This is a genomic window from Blattabacterium sp. (Blatta orientalis) str. Tarazona (genome assembly GCF_000334405.1).
Taxonomy (GTDB): Bacteria; Bacteroidota; Bacteroidia; order Flavobacteriales; family Blattabacteriaceae; genus Blattabacterium.
In genome coordinates, this window is the sequence record NC_020195.1 from 193715 (window position 1) to 212815 (window position 19101).

Sequence of the window (19101 nt, forward strand, 5' to 3'; positions counted from 1 at the left end):
GTAAATGTGTTTTTATTATTTCAGAGTGTAATAATACTACTCGATAAATTTAATGAATTTTTTTAAAAAAATCTATTTTTGCTATATTATTAAACTTCTATATTTAGTGAATTACTCTGAAACTATTCAATGGATTTTTAACCGTCTTCCCATTTATCAAAAAAAAGGATTGAAATCCTATAAACCTGGTTTGAAAAGAATACAATCTTTTTGCTCTCATTTAGGAAATCCACAAAATTTTTTTAAAAGCATTCATGTTGGAGGGACTAACGGAAAGGGGTCAACAGTACATATGTTATCTTCTATCTTGCAAGAAGAAAGATATAACATAGGTTTATTCACTTCTCCTCATCTAATAGACTTTAGAGAGAGAATCAGCTGTAATGGTATTTTAATAGAAAAAGATTTCATTATCAATTTTATTGCAGAAAATAAGAAAATTATTGAAAAAGAAAAAATGTCATTTTTTGAAATGAATACGGCTTTAGCATTTCAATACTTTAAGGAAAAGAAAGTTCATCTAGCTATTATTGAAGTAGGATTGGGAGGGCGTTTAGATTCCACTAATATTATAAATCCGGAAATTTCCATTATTACTAATATTAGTGAAGATCATACAGAATCATTGGGAGATGATAGATTAAAAATAGCTTTGGAAAAAGCAGGAATTATAAAGAGGAACATATCGGTTATAATTGGGAGCGAGATTTCTAAAGAAATCCAATTTGTTTTTTTTAAAGAAGCCTTAAAAAAAAACGCTCCAATATATTTCTCAAATTATGTAAAAGATTATTCCAAATATCAAATGCCTTTTGAAGCAGATTATCAAAATTTGAATAGAATTATAGTCTTAAAAACTATAGATATTTTACAAAAAAGAAAAAATATAATAGTTTCTAATGAATCTATAAAGAGCGGGTTAAAAAAAGTTATTGAAAATACTAATTTTAAAGGACGTTGGCATATTTTACAACGAAAAAATCCAAAAATCATTTGTGATATAGCTCATAATGAAGAAGGTGTTCTTATGATCAATAAACAATTGAAAAAAGAATCATATAAAAATTTGCATTTAGTATTAGGTTTCGTAAAAGAAAAAAAGGTAGAAATAATGTTAAGATATTTTCCTCTTGAAGCTTTTTATTACTTTTGTCAACCTAATATAGAAAGAAAATTTTCTATTCAAAATTTGAAAATTTTGGTAAAAAAAATGTTTAAAAATAACCGAAAAATATGTTTTTTCCCTTCTGTAAAGAAAGCTTTTTTATCAGCAAAATCTCAAGCTAAAAAAAAGATCTAATTTTAATAAGTGGAAGCACTTTTACTGTATCTGAAGCTTTATTGAATTTATAAATTTTTCTTTACATTTGAAGATATTTTTAGGGCAATTAGCTCAGCATGGTTTAGAGCACCTGTTTTACAAGCAGGGGGTCACTGGTTCAAATCCAGTATTGCCCATTTCCACTTTATTCAAAATAAAATAAAATATTTTCTCTTTTTCTTTTGGATGAAACCATGTAATAGAAGGGTCTTTTCGATACCAAGTCAATTGTCTTTTTGCATATCTTCTGGTGTTTTTTTTTATTTCTTCTATTGCTTCATGGAAGGATTGTTTCTTTTTAGATAAAAAATCAAAAATTTCTTTGTACCCTATGGTCTGTAAACTATTTAAATGTTTGTAAGGATAATACCTACAAGCTTCTTCTAATAACCCCATTTGAATCATTTTTTCTACTCTCTTATTTATTCGAATATAGATTTCTTCTCTTGGCAAAGTTAATCCAATTTTTAGGGTTAAAAAAAATCTTAAATTTTTCTTCTTAAAAAAGAAAGAAGGATTTTTTCCTGTAGATCTAACTATTTCTAGATATCTTATCAAACGCCTTGGATTATTCCTGTCTATATTTGTAGGGATTTTGGATAATTTTTGAATTTCTTTTGAAGAAAAGAATTCCTTTTTTTTAAAATTATAGATTAGATTATTTCTAATATTCAAATCAATATTAGGAATATCCGACAAACCTTCTGTTATCGATTTTTCATATAATCCAGATCCTCCTACCATAATTAAAATAGAATATTTTTTAAATAATTGTTTCATTTTTTTTAATGAATCTTTCTCAAAACATTTGGCATTATAAGACTCATGAATAGTTAAATGTCCTATAAAATGATGTGGAACCGATTCAAGCTCTTTTATAGTAGGTCGGGAAGATCCTATTTTTAATTCTTGATAAAATTGTCTAGAATCACAAGATAAAATTTCAGTTTTTAATCTCTTTGCTAAAAAAATGGATATAGACGTTTTTCCAACACCAGTTGGACCTAAAATAAAAATTATAAAATAAGGTTTCAATTTCTTATTGAAGAATATTTAGATAATTTTCTATACATCCAATAATCTGCCAAAACTAAAGCCGTCATAGATTCTACAATGGGAATAGCACGAGGAAGTACACAAGGATCATGCCTCCCCTTTCCTTCCATAAAAACTAGATTTCCTTCTTTATCTATAGTTTTTTGTTTTTGCATTATTGTAGCTACAGGTTTAAATGCTATCCTAAAATAAATATCCATTCCATTTGAAATTCCACCTAAAATCCCTCCGGAAAAGTTTGTTTTAGTGCTTCCGTCACTATTAAATAAATCATTATGTTTAGATCCGGTCAATTCAGATCCAAAAAATCCACTACCATATTCAAAACCTTTTACAGCATTAATAGAAAGCATAGCTTTTGCCAATTCAGCATGTAATTTGTTAAAAACAGGCTCTCCAATCCCTACTGGAACATTTTTTATGACACAGGTTATAGTCCCACCTATGGTATCTCCTTTTTTCTGAATTTTACGGATTAGAGATATCATTTTTTCAGCAGTGTATGGATCAGGACATCTGATAGAGTTTTCTTCTATTTTGGATAAGTCCAAATCTTGATAAGGTTTGTTTATGGATATGTTTCCCACGGAAGAAACATAAGATATAATTTTTATGTCTTTTATTAATTGTTTAGCAATGGATCCAGCTACAACTCTACATATTGTTTCACGTGCAGAAGAACGCCCACCACCTCTATAATCTCTTATTCCATATTTTTTTTCATAGGTAAAATCTGAGTGAGAAGGACGATATATATTTTGAATATGTCTATAATCATCTGATTGATGATCCTTATTGTAGATAATAAATCCAATAGGAGTCCCTGTAGTTTTATTGTCTAAAATTCCAGAAAGAAAATTTACTTTATCCGATTCATTTCTTTGAGTAACAATAGAGGATTGACCTGGTCTTCTTCTATTTAATTCATTTTGAATTTCTTCAAGATTCAATTCTATTCCAGCGGGACATCCATCAATAATACCTCCTAAAGCATTTCCATGGCTTTCTCCGAAAGTAGTAACTCTAAATAAATTCCCAAAAATATTACCAGCCATAAATCAAATTTTAATTTTTTATCTCTATAGAAATAGGTCTTCCAAAATGATGGATTCTACTCATTCCTATTAATATTTTTTTTTGATAACGTTTTTCTACTTCAAATAAAGAAAAGTTGGATAAAATTTCTATATTTCCAATATTAATACGTGAATTATTAACTGCTTGATTGATTAGATTAATCAGGCCTAATTTTGTTAAATTGTCTTTATATCCTATATTTAGAAAAAGTTTTGAAAAAGATTCTTTTTTCACTCTCTTTGAGAGAAATTTTTTTTTTACAGAATAATTTTTTTTGTACGAAAAAATAGGATTGTTTAGATCCTTAGAGTTTTTGTAATAGGAAAAAAAACGATTAAACTCTATCCAAGAGAAACGTTTGATTAATTCTTCTCGATCAAATACCTCCAATCTTTTTTGGATTTCTGGAAGAAATGTTTTCATAGATTGTTCATCCACTACTACTTTTTTTACTTTTTCTATAAAATGAAAGAGTTTTTTTTCACAGACTTCTTCTCCAGAAGGAATCATAATTCTCTCAAAACTTTTTCCTATTTTTTTTTCAAATTCTCGTAGATTTCTAGTTTCTCTAGAATGAATAATACAAACAGAAATTCCCGTATTTCCAGCTCTTCCTGTTCGACCACTCCTATGTACATAGATTTCACTTTCATCTGGAATATTGTAATTAATGACATGAGTCACATCATTTACATCTATTCCACGTGCCGCTATATCTGTCGCCACAAGGAATTGTAAAATTCTATTTCTAAACCGGTTCATAACGGATTCCCGTTGTGATTGCGAAAGATCTCCATAAAGTGCATCTGCATTATAACCGTCTTGTATTAAAGACTCTGCTATTTCTCTAGTTTCTTTTCTAGTTTTACAAAAGATAATTCCATAAATATCTGGATTGATATCTACGATACGTTTTAAAGCAAGATATTTATTTTGATTGCTCACTATATAATAGATATGCCTCACATCATCAGATGCAAAATTTCGTTTTCCTGTAATAATTTCTATAGGATCTATTAAGTAATTATGTGCTATTCCATTCATATATTTAGACATCGTGGCAGAAAATAGAAGACTTTGTCTTTTTTTCGGTAGTTTTATTATAATGGAATCTAATTCTTCTTTAAACCCCATATTCAACATTTCATCCGCCTCGTCAAGTACTAAATATTTTATATCGGATAAATGCAATTTTTTTCTTTCAATTAAATCAATAATTCTACCTGGCGTCCCGACAATAATGTGAGTCTTTTTTTGTAAAGATAGCATTTGATTCTCGATGCTAACCCCTCCATATAAGGGGATAATTTTTATTAATGAAATATATCTAGAAAAACGGGAAAGATCACGTGTTATCTGTATACAAAGTTCTCTTGTAGGACATAAAATTAATGCTTGAGGAAAGCGGAATTCTAAATTTATTTTTTGTATGATCGGCAAGCCAAAAGCAGCTGTTTTTCCAGTTCCGGTTTGTGCCAATGCTATTAGATCTTTTCCTGATTTTAACAAATAGGGAATAACTTCTTTTTGTATAGGTGTAGGAGTTTTTATTCCTATATCTTCTAAAGCTTGAATAATTTTATCGTTTAAAAAATTATAATCTTTGAATGTTTTCATAAACGAATGAAATTAATTAAGAACACTTAATTAAGATTTCCACATTAATACATAATTATACATGTTCTGACAAATATAGATATTTAATCTTTAAATGAAAATTCAATTATCATTCATTTTTATGAGTCTTTTAGTTATAGTTTCATATCTTATCATCAGTAGCATAGATGAAATAGTAAGACCTATTCCTAAACCCATCCAAACTCCTTTCCCCCCCATTTTTAGATATATAGAAAAAATCCATGCTATGGGCAATGCTATAATCCAATAAGAAAAAAAACTTATCCACATAGGAATTTTAACATCTTGTATTCCTCTCAAAGCTCCAAGAATTATTCCTTGTAATCCATCAAATAATTGAAAAATGCTAGCAATGATAATCATTTTTTTTGCTATACCAACAACTTCATGGTCGTTTTTTATATATATATATGGAATATGATTTCTAAATAAGATAAAGAAAAAACTACATACCAGCATAAATGTCATTTCCATAAATAGAACAGACCATCCTATTTTTCTTAATTCAGAATAATTTTTTAATGCTAATTGATTTCCTATTCTTACTGTTGCAGCTACAGAAAATCCTGTACTTAGAAGAAAAGTAGAAGTAACAAGACTAATTACTATTTGATGTGCTGCTAATTCTTTGATTCCACATTTTCCAGTGATAAAAGAAGATATAGAGAAAGCACTCATTTCAAATAACATGTGTAGTCCAGAAGGAATTCCTATTTTCAGGATTTTTTCAAAATATTCTTTCTTAAAAAAACAATGAAAATACTTGTAGTAAATACGAACTTTTTTATACTTATATAATAGAAGATAAAGACCTATGAGCATAGTTATACGAGAAATTAAAGTAGCATAAGCGATTCCTTTTATTCCTAAATTTGGAAATCCATAAAATCCGTTAATAAATGAATAATTTAATATTATATTGATAAAAGCCGAAATCCAAGTAATAATCAGGCTAGGAACAACTAAAGATAATCCTTCGGAAATTTCGAAAACTTCGAAAGCCATCCATGGAATAAAAGATAAAGCTATAATTCTTAAAAAAGATATGGTGTCACTTAAAATTTCTTGAGGTTGTCCTAAATATGGAATAACATAGAAAAAAACATGTATAAAAACATACATAAGAATTGACAAAAGAAAATTAAGAATTAGACCATGATAAAAAATCATGGCTCCTTTTTTATATTCATGTTTAGCATCCAAAGATGCTATTAAAGAAGAAATTGATGTGGAAATTCCAAGTCCAAAAATGATGATAATAAAAAAAACGGAATTGGCTAAAGAAACTGAGGCTAAAGCTTTTTTTCCTAAAATACCTACCATTATATTATCAGAAAAACCAACACATATGACCCCTAATTGAGTAAAAGTAACAGGAATGGCTAATAAAAAATTTTTTTTGATATGTTGTAAATATGTTATTTTTTATATTTTTTATGTTGAAATAAGGAAATACAGAATATTTCTATGTTTTTTTATAAAGGGGAGTTTTACTATTTGAATAGGAATATTTCTGTTTCTTATTGAAACAAATATAGAATTTTTGTCTAAACTCCAATTATTTTTTTTTATATATCCTAATCCTATTCCTTTTTTTAGGACTGGAGAATATCCTCCAGAAGTTACTTTTCCAACTGTGAAGTTTTTTTCGTTTTTGAATGAATATCCTGATCTAGGTATTTTTCCTTTTTTTCTACAAGAAAAGGTATAAACTTTTATAGTTTCCTTCTTTTTTTGTTTCAACAATATTTCTCTTCCTATAAATTTTTTATTAAACTTTGTAATCCAAGATAATCCAGCTTCTATAGGTGTTATTTCTTCAGATAATTCCTGACCATATAAACGATACCCCATTTCCAATCTTAAAGAATCTCTACTAGCTATTCCACAAGGTTTTATTTGAAAAGATTCTCCTATTTTTAAAATTTCATTCCAAATATTTTCTGCATATTCATTGCGGATATAAATTTCCACTCCTTTAGATCCAGTATATCCCGTACAAGATATCAAAACATTGTCTATTTCTGAAAATTTTCCTATTTCAAAACAATAAAAAGGAATTTTAGACAAAGAAATATTTGTTAATTTTTGAATAGAAGACAAAGATTTTGGCCCTTGGATAGCTAGAAGAGAATATTCTTGAGATGAATCTATAAATGTTAAATTTTGATAATTCAAATGGTCATTTATCCATTTTTTGTTTTTCTCAATATTAGCCGCATTAACTATAAGTAAAAATTTTTCTTCTGAAATTTTGTAAATGACTAAATCATCTATAATTCCTCCTAAGTGATTGATGAAACAAGAGTATTGAGCTTGACCTGTCTTTATATTAGACAGATCATTAGTTGTAAAATATTGTAAAAAGTTATGAGAATTTTTTCCTTTTAAAATAAATTTTCCCATATGACTTACGTCAAAAATTCCAACATTTTTTCTTACAGACATATGTTCTATTAATGAAGAAACATATTGAAGAGGCATATAAAAACCAGAATAAGAAATCATTTTAGCTCCTAATTTTATATGACTGTTATATAGAGCTGTTTTTTTTACATTATGATCCATCATATTCTACAAAATTATTTTTAGTTTCATACAGAGTTATTTTTAAATGTAAGTTAGACGATATTTTTTTTTTATTTCGATTCCATAAGAAAATAACAATATTTTCTGCAGTAGGGTTAATTATCGAGAAATCTTTAATATCGAGATTAATATTTTTGTGATCAAAAAGTTCTTCTATTTCTTCATGAAGAATATTTTTTAATTTTTGTAAACTGAAAACAAATCCAGTTTCCGGATTTATTTTTCCTGTAAGACTTACTATATATTCATAATTATGTCCATGATAATTTAAATAAGCGCATTTTCCAAATATTTCAATATTCTTATGATAATCCCATTGAGGATTGTATAGTTTATGCGCGGAACTGAAATATCCTTTTCTACTTATAGTTGCTTTCATATAATTTTTTTTTAATCTAAATTAATTTTTGTAGATAATTTTTAATAATAATTTTTAACCAAATGGTGTAAGAGTTCGGATAAAGTTGAATATCTTTTCTTAATCCTTTTAGAGTGATCCATTTCCAATTATCTACTTCTTTAGAATTAATGATAGGAGAATAAGCGTGATATCCTACGAATACGTGATCTAATTCATTTTCTATTAATCCATTATTTAATAATTCATGATAGGTAAAACAAAATTTTTTTTCTAGAAAACAATCAAAACCCATTTCTTCTATTAAACAACGATGTGCAGCTGTCAAAACAGATTCATGTTTCCGAGGATGACTACAACAGGTATTAGTCCATAAAAGTGAAGAGTGATATTTTTCTGAAGATCTTTTTTGCAACATTAACAACCTATTGTCATCTTTTTTGGATTTATCATTAAAGACAAAAACAGATACCGCGCTGTGTAATAACCCTTTTGTATGAATTTTTTCTTTTTTTTCGAACCCGATAATTTTGTTTTTTTTTCCTATCAAAGGAATAAAATCCTCTTGTTTTCTCGCCATGGTTAATTTTTTAACGGGCAAATGTACGTGTTAGTATGGGAATATGTTTTTTTTTAAAACTATTTTTTTCATTTTTGATAATGATACGGGTAGTAGAAATTCTATAATATAAACTTGAATGTTTCTTACGCTTATAGTATTGCACTTAATGAGGATTTATCTCTTAATTTTTACATTTGATTTTTTTGAAATAACTTAAAAATCTTACCTAATTCTATAGGTTTAGGAGGATATGTAAGTAATGACGTTAGAAATTTTGAAATTATGGAGAAAAAAAATAAAAAAATCTTAAAAGAGTTAAATAGTTTAAGAAAGAATACATTGATGAATACTCTTCAAATAAAATATATCTATTTAGGATTAAATTTTTTAGTGGCAAAAATGCCTGTAAACAAGAAAAAACTACAACCTATAGGTTTTCTTCATGGTGGTGCTACAATAGCCTTAGCTGAAAGTGTTGGAAGTTCTTTGTCTATCATAAATATAAATAAAAACGTTTTTAATGTTTTTAATATTGAAATTTCAGCTAATCACATACAAAAAGTCATAAAAGGTGTAATCTTCGCAAAAGCAAAGATAATTCATAAAGGAAAAACAATTCATTTCATTCAAATTAGTATTTATAATGAAAAAAAGGAAAAAATTAGTTATTGTAAAATGACTAACATAATAATTCCCAAAGAAAAAAAATAACTAAGTAAAATGGTAAAGATAAATGTGATAAACTTATATAAAAAAATAATTGAAAATTATTGGAACAATAAAAGTTTTGTACTATTTAAAAAACCTTATGAAAAAAAAATATATTTTTTTTCTCAAGAAGAGAAATCTAAAAAAGAAAATAACTTTTTCTTAATTGTCAGTTTTAATCGAAATTATACCATAAGGATTTATACAAAAAAAATTTATTCTATAAATATAGAAAATCCAAAAAAAATGGATAATTTCATTTTTCCATTGCAAAATAGTGGATCTTCTTTATTAATTTATTCGAAAAAATATAAGAATTTGATTGAAAATGCTATTGAAACTATAAAAAAGAATAGAGATTTTGAAAAAGTAGTTTTATCTAGATGTATTAAAATTCCATTTCAAAATTTTTACTTGAAGAAAACCTTTCAAAAGCTTATTTATTCATATCCGAATGCATTTGTTACTTTATGGTATGACTTTAATTATGGTTTTTGGATAGGAGCTTCTCCGGAATTACTAGTAAAATGTAATGAAAAAAAGTTAAAAACTGTAGCATTAGCTGGAACTATTTGGGGCAATCATAGATGGACTAAAAAAGAAGTAGAAGAGCATAATATAGTAATAAAATATTTTGTCAATTTTTTTAAAAAATTTTCTGGAAATCTTTGTGTTGAAAAAACTAGAATTTTAAATATAGGACATTTGCATCATTTAGAAACTCCTATTAGTTTTTCTTTTTTGGAGAAACCAAATTATTTCAAAATATTAGACGAGATATCCCCAACACCTTCTATATGTGGATTTCCTAAAAATAATTCTTTAGATTATATACGTAAATATGAAGGATATCAAAGAAATTTCTATACAGGTTATTTTGGTCCTGTTTATGATGGAGGGAGTAGAATAGAATTATATCTTAACTTAAGATGTGCAAAAATAAAAATGGACAAAAAAGAAATTGTTTTATATGCAGGGAGCGGAATCACAAAGGATAGTGAAGCTAATAAAGAATATGCAGAAACAGAAAATAAATTCAAAAACATTCTTTCTAAATTTATTTTTGATTGATTTTTTTTCTGTGAAATGGTCTTATAATAAGTCTTACACTTTTATTATAATGAAGATATTGAATGACCCAATTCATTAAAGCGATAACTCTATTTCTAAAACCTACTAAACTAACTAAATGGACAAACATCCAAACAATCCAAGCTGAAAAACCTTTTAATTTAAAATATGGAAAATCACATACCGCTTTATTTCTGCCAATAGTGGCCATAGTTCCTAAATTTTTGTATCGAAAAGGTTTAATCTGTTTTTTTTCTAGAAAACGATTAAAATTATCCGCTAAATAATTTCCTTGTTGAATAGCTGGTTGTGCCATCATAGGATGTCCATTTGGATAAGAGGAATTTTTAATCATATAAGCAACATCGCCAATAGCGAAAATATTTTTATATCTTAAAGTTTTTAAATAATCATCCACCAAAATTCTTTGTCCTTCCATATCTTCTTTTAAAAATCCTTTTATAATAGCACCTTTTACTCCAGCCGCCCATATAACGTTAGCAGATTCTATGCTTTTATTTTTGTCTATAAAAACAATTTTTCCGTCATAATCTTTAACTAAGCAATCTAACCAAATATTAACCCCTAATTCTTTTAAATTTTTAAAAGCTTGTTTCGCAGAGGGTTCAGACATTCCGTCTAATAATCTTGGAGTGGCTTGCAACAAATGAATATTCATACGTTGTATATCCAAATCTGGATAATCGTTTGGTAATACGTATTTTTTCATTTCTGCTAGCGCTCCTGCTAATTCTACTCCAGTAGGTCCTCCACCAACAATAACAAAAGTCATAAGTCTTTCTCTTTCTTTAGAATCTTTAGTAAGCAAAGCAGATTCAAAATCTTGCAATATAAGACTTCTTAAATTTAAAGCTTCTGGAATAGATTTCATAGGAAAAGCAAAATGTTCAATATTTTTGTTTCCAAAATAATTGGTAACTGAACCAGTAGCCATAATTAAATAATCATAAAACAAGTCTCCAACATTTGTATATATTTTTTGTTTTTCTGTATTGATATAATGAACATAAGCTAGTCTAAAAAAGAAATTTTTTGTTTTTTTGATAATTGTTCTAATAGAATGTGCAATAGAATCTGGCTCTAATCCTGCTGTAGCTACTTGATATAATAAAGGTTGAAAGGTGTGATAATTATTTTTATCTATAAGTACTACTTGAAACCTATCCCTTTTTAATTTTTTTGCAACTTGTAACCCAGCAAATCCTGCACCAATAATAACGACTCTTTTTAGACTATTTACTGTTGGGATATTCATGGTTAAAAGTTTGACGTTATAAATTTATAAAAATTATATTTTCATTTTAACTAATAAATTAATAATTTTGTTAATAAAAAAATAGATCTGTATTTTTTATGACTTATTATTGGATTGTAGGGATAACATTTTTTTTTAGTGTTATTATTAGTAAAATATTAAAAAATAAATTTAGAATTTATTCTGAGTTGTATTTACACAATCACATGAGTGGAAAAGAAATAGCAGAGAAGATGTTAACTGATAATGGGATTTATGACGTCATTGTTATATCTGTTGATGGAGAATTAACAGATCATTATAATCCTATGAATAAAACAGTTAATTTAAGTGATAGGGTTTATCATGAAAAAACGGCTGCTGCAGCTGCAGTCGCCGCTCATGAGTGTGGTCACGTATTACAACACAAGTTAGGTTACAATATGTTAAAATTGCGAAATCAGTTAGTTCCTATCTTGAATTTTAGCTCAAAATTTACGAATATAGTACTCATGTCTGGACTTGCGATTTTCTATAGTTCAGGAGGAAAAAATGCATTTCTTCTAAAATTAGGAATAGGTTTGTTTTCCTTAGCTGTGATTTTTTCCTTTATAACTCTTCCAATAGAGTTCGACGCAAGTAGAAGGGCTTTAAATTGGTTAAAAACTAAAAATATAGTTTCCTATCAAGAATATAATACTGCGAAAGACTCTCTGAAATGGGCATCTATGACATATGTGGTTTCTGCATTGGGAAGTTTAGCCCAATTGATATATTTTATGTCTATTTTTACTGATAAAAAAGATGATTAGTGATTATTAGTTTCTCTTTTTTTCTTCCTTGTATTTCTTGGATTTGGACGAAGATTTCCATATGTTTTGTTTCTTATTTTTCCTCTTCTAGTTTTTTTATCTCCTTTTCCCATTTTTTTTATAAATTTTTGAAATAATTTCTTTATGTATTTTTTTTGCTTTCTTTTCTAAGAAAGAAATATCTTGGATATTTTTAATGATTATATTAGAATGTTTTATTTTTTTTCTATTAGAAATTTGAATATTGAGACGATTCAGAATTTGATCTTCTTTTAAATTATCTCTTTTCATAACTCTTTCAATCATTGTTTCTACGGGGGAAGTTAAAGTGATAATTAAATCACAGTTTTTATATGCTCCACTTTCAAATAAAATAGCAGATTCTTTGATGAAATATAAAGTTTTTTTTTGAGATAAAATCCAATTTTTGAAATCTAAAAAAACCCAAGGGTGAACAATGGAACATAACAATTTTAATGCAATAGGATCTCTAAATACTTTTTCAGATAAAAAATTTGTGTTTATTCTATTTTTTTCATAAGATTTTTTTCCAAAAATTTTTATAATATTTTTTCTTATATTCTCGATTTTGTTCATTAATATTTTTCCTCTTTTATCAGAGGAATAAACAGGAATTCCTTTTCTTTCAAAAAAAGAGGAAAATAAACTTTTTCCAGTGCCCATCTTTCCAGTAACTCCTATTAAAAAATATTTCATTTCTTTTCTATTTTAGGTGTTTTTGCACTAAAAGTATTTCCATAACGTAATTGAGTTAATTCTTTAGATATAGTATTTCTTTCAAGTTTTATTTTTCCTACAATGGTTTCTAATATATAGAAGTGATCTGTAACTTCTATAATTTTTCCATGTATCCCTGAACTCGTTACTATGTGATTCCCTTTTTTTATATTTTCTTGGAATTTCTTTTCTATTTTTTGTTTTCGTATTTGGGGACGTATCATGAAAAAATAAAATACAATAAATATTAGAGCAAACATCCAAAGAGTATTTGTTATAGGATTTTGTTGTAATATGGAAAACATAAAATAAAAATTAATATTTCTTTATAAATAATAATAAAATAAATAAACATAAGAATAAATTAATTACTTTAATCCTTTTCCTACTTTGAAAATTTTATTATTTTTATGTAACAATTTGAATACTTGATCTAGAATTCCATTAATAAAAGTTTTGCTTTTATCCATACAAAAAATTTTTGCAATTTCTATATATTCATTCATCGTTGCTTTTGGGGGAATATTTGGAAAATATAAGAATTCACAAATAGCCATTTGTAATATGATTAAATCAATTATGGCTATCCTTTCTATATTCCAATTGTTGGATATATTGCTAATTAATTCATTAAATTCCCTTTTATGAAAAATTGTGTTTCTATATAAACTAACGATAAATTTTTTACTTTCATCGTTCCTATAAACATTATACAATTTAAAATTTTTTGGAGTAGATAATTGAATAAATTGCAAAGTTTTACACACCATCATATGTGCTATATATAAGTCATTTGATCCATTTATATACAGATCTTCTATATATTCTACCAATTTTTTATTAGGAATGACAAAATTTTTGTAATATTTGATGAGAAAATTTTTATCTTTTTCAAAAGAAGAATTAGGCTCTTGAATATCCAAAAAATTGGATTCTTGTATTTCCTTTAATAAAAAAAGAACATATTGATCTTGTTTTTCCCATAAGATTTTTTCAGAATTTTTTTTCTTGTAATCATATTCCAATAAATATTTATTATTAGACAATATTTTTATTACAGAATTATATGCAATTTTTTGCACAGGACTAATTTTATTTTTAGGAATAAATCGATTTATTTTTAGTGCTTTATCTCTAATTTTTAAGATCAAATGAAGAAGCGATATATACAAATCATGCAATTCATCAATGCTTTGAAGCATGTTTTTTTCTACTTTACTTGAATCCATTTTAGATAGATGTTGAGCATATAAAAATTGCAAACTTCTTATTCTGAAATATCGCCTAATTAACATTTTTTTAAATGGCATAGATTTTTTTTATACAATAACGTAAGTCTTGCAATTTTTGCAATTATATAAATAAAAAGTGAAACTTAAAAAGTTTGTAATTTTGTGTTTTGTATGGGGGGTTTACTGTCTTTTAGTAAGAAATATTTTCGTAAATATAAATCACGTTTGTGCATGGGGTTTATATTAATTTTAATATCCAATGTTTTAACTTTGTTGCCTATTCCATATATAGGAAAATCTATTAATATCATAAAAAATATTTTCACAAGTTTTTCAAAACATGATACAAGGGATTATTCCAATTTAGAAATGAAGATCTGCATCTATACAGGTATTATATTGATAATTCCAATTATAGGTGGATTTGTAAAATATCACATGAGGCAATGTATTATTACTACATCTAGAATGATTGAATTTGATATAAAAAATGAAATATTTTCGCATTATCAAAAACTTAATTTATCTTTTTACAGAAAAAATTCAACAGGAGATTTAATGAATCGTCTTACAGAAGATGTTTCTTTTATACGACAGTATATAGGTCCAGGAGTCATGTATTTTATCAATCTTGTAGTTTTATTTTTAATGGTTATCATACAAATGTTTCGTATAGATCGAACATTAACCTTTTATGTAATATTACCTATACCAATTCTTTTTGTTTCTATTTATTATATTAGTATTTACATAACTAAAAAAAGTGAAGAAGTTCAAAATTATCAATCTATTATTTGTTCTTTTATGCAAGAAACTTTTTCTGGGATTCAAGTAATTAAATCATTTGTATCTGAAAAATTTTTTCAAGAAAAACATAAAAAAGTTATATTGGAATATCGAAATAAAAATATAGAATTGGCAAAAATTGATACCATTCTATCTTCTGTTATTATTTTTCTTATTGGAACAAGTCATTTATTAATTCTTTTTTTTGGAGGTAAAAAATATTTTAAAGGAGAAATAAGAGAAATAGGAACTATTGCAGAATTTTTTACGTATATAAATGTTTTGATTTTTCCTTTTATTATTTTAGGATGGGTGGTCTCTATTGTAGAAAGAGCGAAAGTATCACAAATACGTATTAATGAATTTTTAAAAGAAACGCCTGAAATATTTAATAATAATAATTTAATAAAAACTAAAATTTTTGGAAAGGTTCAATTTAAAAATGTTAGCTTTATTTACAACAGAAAAGACAAACCTACGAAAACTATAAGTAAAGTATCTTTTACTATTCCAAAAGGGAAAACTTTAATATTGACTGGAGAAACAGGATCTGGAAAAACGACTATAGGGAGATTGATATCCCGTTTATATGATCCTTATAAAGGAGAAATTCTTATCGATAATCTATCTTTGAAAAATCATGATCTTTATAATTTCCGAAGTAAAATAGGTTACGTCCCTCAAGAATCCTTTCTATTTTCGGATTCTATTTATAATAACATAGCTTTAGGAAGTATAGAAAAAGTGGAACCTTGTAAAGTTTATGATGCAGCGAAAAAGGCTATGATAGAAAATGATATTCTTAATTTTAAAAACGGATACGAAACTGTTATAGGAGAAAGAGGAATAACTTTATCTGGAGGTCAGAAACAAAGAATATGTATAGCTAGAGCTATTATAAGAAATCCAAGCATTCTTATATTTGATGATAGTTTTTCTGCTATAGATCAAAAAACTAGAAAATCAATCATTCGTTATATAAAAGAGGATATGAAAAATACTACTATTATCATTATTACACATGATATTTCATATATATCTGATTTTGATCTTATTATTGTTTTGAAAAATGGAAAAATATCTAAAATAGGAAATCATAGTATCTTTTTTTAAAAAAAATTATTTAGAATAATTTCAGGAAAACGTGGTATAGACCGTTTTTTTTATTTAGATTTGCTTAATTAGGAATATAATATTGTTTGAAATGGACGAAAAAGAAAATATTAAAGAAAGAAATGAAATTTGTTCACGTACTCTAAAGACTGGGAGTCGTACTTATTTTTTTGATGCAAGAGAAACTAGAGCAGGAGATTATTATTTAACTATAACTGAAAGTAAGAAAAACTTTTCTGAAACTGGTGAAGTTACTTATAAAAAACATAAAATATACTTGTATAAAGAAGATTTTTCAAAGTTTCAGAGCATATTAGATGATATGATTCGATTTATCATTAATGAAAAAGGAAGAGAAGTCATCTCAGAGCGTCATCAAAAAGATTTTAAAAATCATGCTTTTAATCAAGAAATTAAAGATGTGCAAAAAAAAACATCAGAAACGAAAAATTTTACAAATATTGATTTTGAAGATATATAATGGCAAAAGCAGTATTCATTCATTATAGTTTTTATAGTGATTTTTTAAGTTGTTATTGATTGATTTTTATGGATAACTATAGGAATATAATGAATAATATTAATACTTTTATATTTGATGTTGATGGGGTATTAACAAATTGTACTTTAAATCTATTTCCTGACGGAAATATGGTTCGTCAAATGTTTGCTAAAGATGGATATGCCATGCAATTAGCAAAAAAAAAAGGCTATAATTTGTGTATTATAACAAGGGGATCAGATTTGATGGTTTTTAGACGTCTAAGAGGTTTGAATATTCGTCATATTTATCAAGGAGTTAATAATAAAAAGAAATATTTAGATGAATATTGTCATACTTTGAATATTGCCAGGAATAGTATACTATATATGGGAGATGATATTCCAGATATGGAAATTATGAAATCTGTCGCATTGCCTTGCTCCCCGATAGATGCTGTTCAAGAGGTTAAAGAAATATCTAAATATATTTCTCCAAAAGAAGGCGGAAAAGGATGCGTAAGAGATGTAATTGAACAAACTTTAAAAATTCAAAAAAACTGGTTTTAAAAAAAAAATAGTGTCCTAAATAAGCAGACACTATTTTTTTTCTTTAACTACATCATTCCTCCCATTCCTCCACCTCCAGCTCCAGGCATTGGAGGAGTATTGATTTCCTCTTTTTTAATTTCTGTAACAACACATTCAGTAGTTAACAACATTCCAGATACTGAAGCCGCATTTTCCAATGCTACTCTAGCTACCTTAGTAGGATCTATAATCCCTTCTACTATCATGTTTTTATACTCTCCAATTTTTGCATCATAACCAAAATCTCCTTTTCCTTCGGCTACTTTAGCCACTACTACAGATCCTTCTCCACCTGCATTAGCCACTATTTGACGCAAAGGTTCCTCTAATGACCTTCTAACTATTTGTATTCCAGTATCTTGATCTGGGTTCTCTCCCATAAAATGATCTAACGATTTTATAGCACGAACTAGTGCTACTCCTCCTCCCGCTACAATTCCTTCTTCAACAGCTGCACGAGTAGCATTCAAAGCGTCATCTACACGATCTTTTTTCTCTTTCATCTCTACTTCAGATGCTGCGCCTACATAAAGAACTGCAACCCCTCCTGCCAATTTAGCAAGACGTTCTTGCAATTTTTCTTTGTCATAATCCGATGTAGTAGTTTCTATTTGAGCTTTTATTTGATCAACACGTGCTCTTATATCTTTTTTACTTCCGCCACCATTAACAATAGTTGTATTATCTTTATCAATAATAACCCTTTCTGCCTTTCCTAGCATGTTAAGTTTAACATCTTCTAGTTTGCTGCCAGTTTCTTCAGAAATTACGGTACCTCCTGTAAGAATTGCAATATCTTCCAACATAGCTTTTCTTCTGTCACCGAAACCAGGAGCTTTTATAGCTGCTACTTTCAAGGTTCCACGTATTTTGTTAACGACTAATGTAGCCAAAGCTTCTCCTTCTACTTCTTCTGAAATAATTAATAAAGGTTTTCCAGATTGTGCCACAGGTTCTAATATAGGCAGCAAATCTTTCATAGCAGCTATTTTTTTATCGGATAAAAGAATTTGCGGTTGATCAAATTCTGTTATCATTTTTTCTGTATTTGTGACAAAATAAGGAGACTGATATCCTCTATCAAATTGCATACCTTCAACTACATCTACGGATGTATCTGTTCCTTTAGCTTCTTCTACAGTAATAACTCCTTCTTTTCCTACTTTTTCAAAAGCATCTGCTATTAATGCACCAGTTTTTTCATCATTATTTGCAGAGATAGAAGCCACTTGCTTAATTTTTTCTGTATTTCCTCCAACTTCTCTAGATTGTTTTTTCAAATCCGAAATAACGACTTCCAAAGCTTTATCTATTCCTCTTTTTAAATCCATAGGATTAGCTCCAGCAGCAACATTTTTCAATCCTTCTCTAACAATAGCTTGCGCTAGAACAGTAGCAGTTGTGGTCCCATCTCCTGCGACATCATTCGTTTTAGAGGCGACTTCTTTAACCATTTGAGCTCCTAAATTCTCTATAGGATCCTCTAGCTCTATTTCCTTAGCCACGGTAACTCCATCTTTGGTTACTTGAGGACCTCCAAAAGATTTTTGCAATACCACATTACGTCCTTTTGGCCCTAAAGTTACTTTAACAGCATTAGCCAATGCATCTACACCTTTTTTTAACTTATCTCTTGCTTCAATATCAAATTTAATATCTTTTGCCATAATTTTTATATTTTTATTAGTTGTAATTTGTGGATTTATTATCCTAA

20 protein-coding genes and 1 tRNA gene are annotated in these 19101 nt (G+C 27.2%); 8 read left to right on the top strand and 13 right to left on the bottom strand.

The window, feature by feature from the left end; genetic code table 11:
- Nucleotides 1-52: 52 nt before the first annotated feature.
- Nucleotides 53-1300: a folylpolyglutamate synthase/dihydrofolate synthase family protein gene (locus BLBBOR_RS00930; RefSeq protein WP_015370575.1), complete on the top strand. Its 1248-nt coding sequence runs from the start codon at nt 53-55 to the stop codon at nt 1298-1300.
- Nucleotides 1301-1382: 82 nt separating this feature from the next.
- A tRNA-Val gene (locus tag BLBBOR_RS00935) sits at nt 1383-1458 on the top strand.
- On the opposite strand, the gene miaA is transcribed toward BLBBOR_RS00935, so the two are convergent.
- The 7 genes from miaA to BLBBOR_RS00965 form a co-directional block, all read right to left on the bottom strand.
- Nucleotides 1418-2356: a tRNA (adenosine(37)-N6)-dimethylallyltransferase MiaA gene (gene miaA, locus BLBBOR_RS03190; RefSeq protein WP_015370576.1), complete on the bottom strand. Its 939-nt coding sequence runs from the start codon at nt 2354-2356 to the stop codon at nt 1418-1420. The two genes, BLBBOR_RS00935 and miaA, sit on opposite strands and share 41 nt — an antisense overlap.
- The gene (aroC, locus tag BLBBOR_RS00940) at nt 2353-3432 is read right to left on the bottom strand and encodes a chorismate synthase (protein WP_015370577.1); all 1080 of its coding nucleotides are present in this window, start codon (nt 3430-3432) and stop codon (nt 2353-2355) included. The genes miaA and aroC overlap by 4 nt, the downstream gene beginning before the upstream one ends.
- Before the next feature lie 10 nt (nt 3433-3442).
- On the bottom strand, nt 3443-5071 hold the full coding sequence (locus BLBBOR_RS00945; RefSeq protein WP_015370578.1) for a DEAD/DEAH box helicase: 1629 nt from the start codon (nt 5069-5071) through the stop codon (nt 3443-3445).
- A gap of 102 nt (nt 5072-5173) precedes the next feature.
- Complete coding sequence (locus tag BLBBOR_RS00950) at nt 5174-6415, bottom strand: MATE family efflux transporter (RefSeq protein WP_015370579.1); 1242 nt, start codon at nt 6413-6415, stop codon at nt 5174-5176.
- Nucleotides 6416-6526: 111 nt separating this feature from the next.
- Nucleotides 6527-7660, bottom strand: coding sequence for a glycine cleavage system aminomethyltransferase GcvT (gcvT, locus tag BLBBOR_RS00955; RefSeq protein ID WP_045118243.1), 1134 nt, complete (start codon nt 7658-7660; stop codon nt 6527-6529).
- The gene (locus tag BLBBOR_RS00960; protein ID WP_015370581.1) at nt 7650-8060 is read right to left on the bottom strand and encodes a 6-carboxytetrahydropterin synthase; all 411 of its coding nucleotides are present in this window, start codon (nt 8058-8060) and stop codon (nt 7650-7652) included. Before BLBBOR_RS00960 ends, gcvT begins: the two co-directional genes overlap by 11 nt.
- A 16-nt stretch (nt 8061-8076) precedes the next feature.
- The gene (locus BLBBOR_RS00965) at nt 8077-8619 is read right to left on the bottom strand and encodes an isopentenyl-diphosphate delta-isomerase (protein WP_015370582.1); all 543 of its coding nucleotides are present in this window, start codon (nt 8617-8619) and stop codon (nt 8077-8079) included.
- Between the two features lie 264 nt (nt 8620-8883).
- On the opposite strand from BLBBOR_RS00965, the gene BLBBOR_RS00970 reads away from it, so the two are divergent.
- Together BLBBOR_RS00970 and BLBBOR_RS00975 are read left to right on the top strand one after the other, a co-directional pair.
- A complete protein-coding gene (locus tag BLBBOR_RS00970; RefSeq protein WP_015370583.1) occupies nt 8884-9312 on the top strand; it encodes a PaaI family thioesterase in 429 nt (142 codons plus the stop codon).
- Between the two features lie 9 nt (nt 9313-9321).
- Complete coding sequence (locus tag BLBBOR_RS00975; protein WP_015370584.1) at nt 9322-10380, top strand: chorismate-binding protein; 1059 nt, start codon at nt 9322-9324, stop codon at nt 10378-10380.
- Here the strand turns inward: BLBBOR_RS00975 and BLBBOR_RS00980 are convergent.
- A complete protein-coding gene (locus tag BLBBOR_RS00980) occupies nt 10367-11656 on the bottom strand; it encodes an NAD(P)/FAD-dependent oxidoreductase (protein WP_015370585.1) in 1290 nt (429 codons plus the stop codon). The genes BLBBOR_RS00975 and BLBBOR_RS00980 overlap by 14 nt on opposite strands.
- Nucleotides 11657-11754: 98 nt before the next feature.
- On the opposite strand from BLBBOR_RS00980, the gene BLBBOR_RS00985 reads away from it, so the two are divergent.
- Nucleotides 11755-12447 carry a zinc metallopeptidase gene (locus BLBBOR_RS00985; protein WP_015370586.1) on the top strand — a complete coding sequence of 231 codons (693 nt, stop codon included), beginning with the start codon at nt 11755-11757 and terminating at the stop codon, nt 12445-12447.
- Here the strand turns inward: BLBBOR_RS00985 and BLBBOR_RS03265 are convergent.
- The 4 genes from BLBBOR_RS03265 to nusB all read right to left on the bottom strand — a co-directional run bounded on the left by BLBBOR_RS03265 (nt 12444) and on the right by nusB (nt 14480).
- Nucleotides 12444-12560, bottom strand: coding sequence for a 30S ribosomal protein THX (locus tag BLBBOR_RS03265; protein WP_015370587.1), 117 nt, complete (start codon nt 12558-12560; stop codon nt 12444-12446). The two genes, BLBBOR_RS00985 and BLBBOR_RS03265, sit on opposite strands and share 4 nt — an antisense overlap.
- The gene (coaE, locus tag BLBBOR_RS00990; RefSeq protein ID WP_015370588.1) at nt 12544-13164 is read right to left on the bottom strand and encodes a dephospho-CoA kinase; all 621 of its coding nucleotides are present in this window, start codon (nt 13162-13164) and stop codon (nt 12544-12546) included. Before coaE ends, BLBBOR_RS03265 begins: the two co-directional genes overlap by 17 nt.
- Entirely contained in the window at nt 13161-13490 is a 330-nt protein-coding gene (gene yajC / locus BLBBOR_RS00995; protein WP_015370589.1) for a preprotein translocase subunit YajC, read from the bottom strand. Before yajC ends, coaE begins: the two co-directional genes overlap by 4 nt.
- A gap of 63 nt (nt 13491-13553) precedes the next feature.
- Nucleotides 13554-14480: a transcription antitermination factor NusB gene (gene nusB, locus BLBBOR_RS01000; RefSeq protein WP_045118244.1), complete on the bottom strand. Its 927-nt coding sequence runs from the start codon at nt 14478-14480 to the stop codon at nt 13554-13556.
- Nucleotides 14481-14648: 168 nt separating this feature from the next.
- Here nusB and BLBBOR_RS01005 point away from each other — a divergent pair, with 168 nt between their 5' ends.
- The 3 genes from BLBBOR_RS01005 to BLBBOR_RS01015 all read left to right on the top strand — a co-directional run bounded on the left by BLBBOR_RS01005 (nt 14649) and on the right by BLBBOR_RS01015 (nt 17366).
- Nucleotides 14649-16316, top strand: coding sequence for an ABC transporter ATP-binding protein (locus BLBBOR_RS01005; protein WP_235043235.1), 1668 nt, complete (start codon nt 14649-14651; stop codon nt 16314-16316).
- Between the two features lie 91 nt (nt 16317-16407).
- On the top strand, nt 16408-16797 hold the full coding sequence (locus tag BLBBOR_RS01010; RefSeq protein ID WP_015370592.1) for a DUF3276 family protein: 390 nt from the start codon (nt 16408-16410) through the stop codon (nt 16795-16797).
- 89 nt (nt 16798-16886) lie between these two features.
- Nucleotides 16887-17366, top strand: coding sequence for an HAD family hydrolase (locus tag BLBBOR_RS01015; RefSeq protein ID WP_235043236.1), 480 nt, complete (start codon nt 16887-16889; stop codon nt 17364-17366).
- 47 nt (nt 17367-17413) lie between these two features.
- On the opposite strand, the gene groL is transcribed toward BLBBOR_RS01015, so the two are convergent.
- The gene (gene groL / locus BLBBOR_RS01020; protein ID WP_015370594.1) at nt 17414-19054 is read right to left on the bottom strand and encodes a chaperonin GroEL; all 1641 of its coding nucleotides are present in this window, start codon (nt 19052-19054) and stop codon (nt 17414-17416) included.
- Nucleotides 19055-19101: the final 47 nt, after the last annotated feature.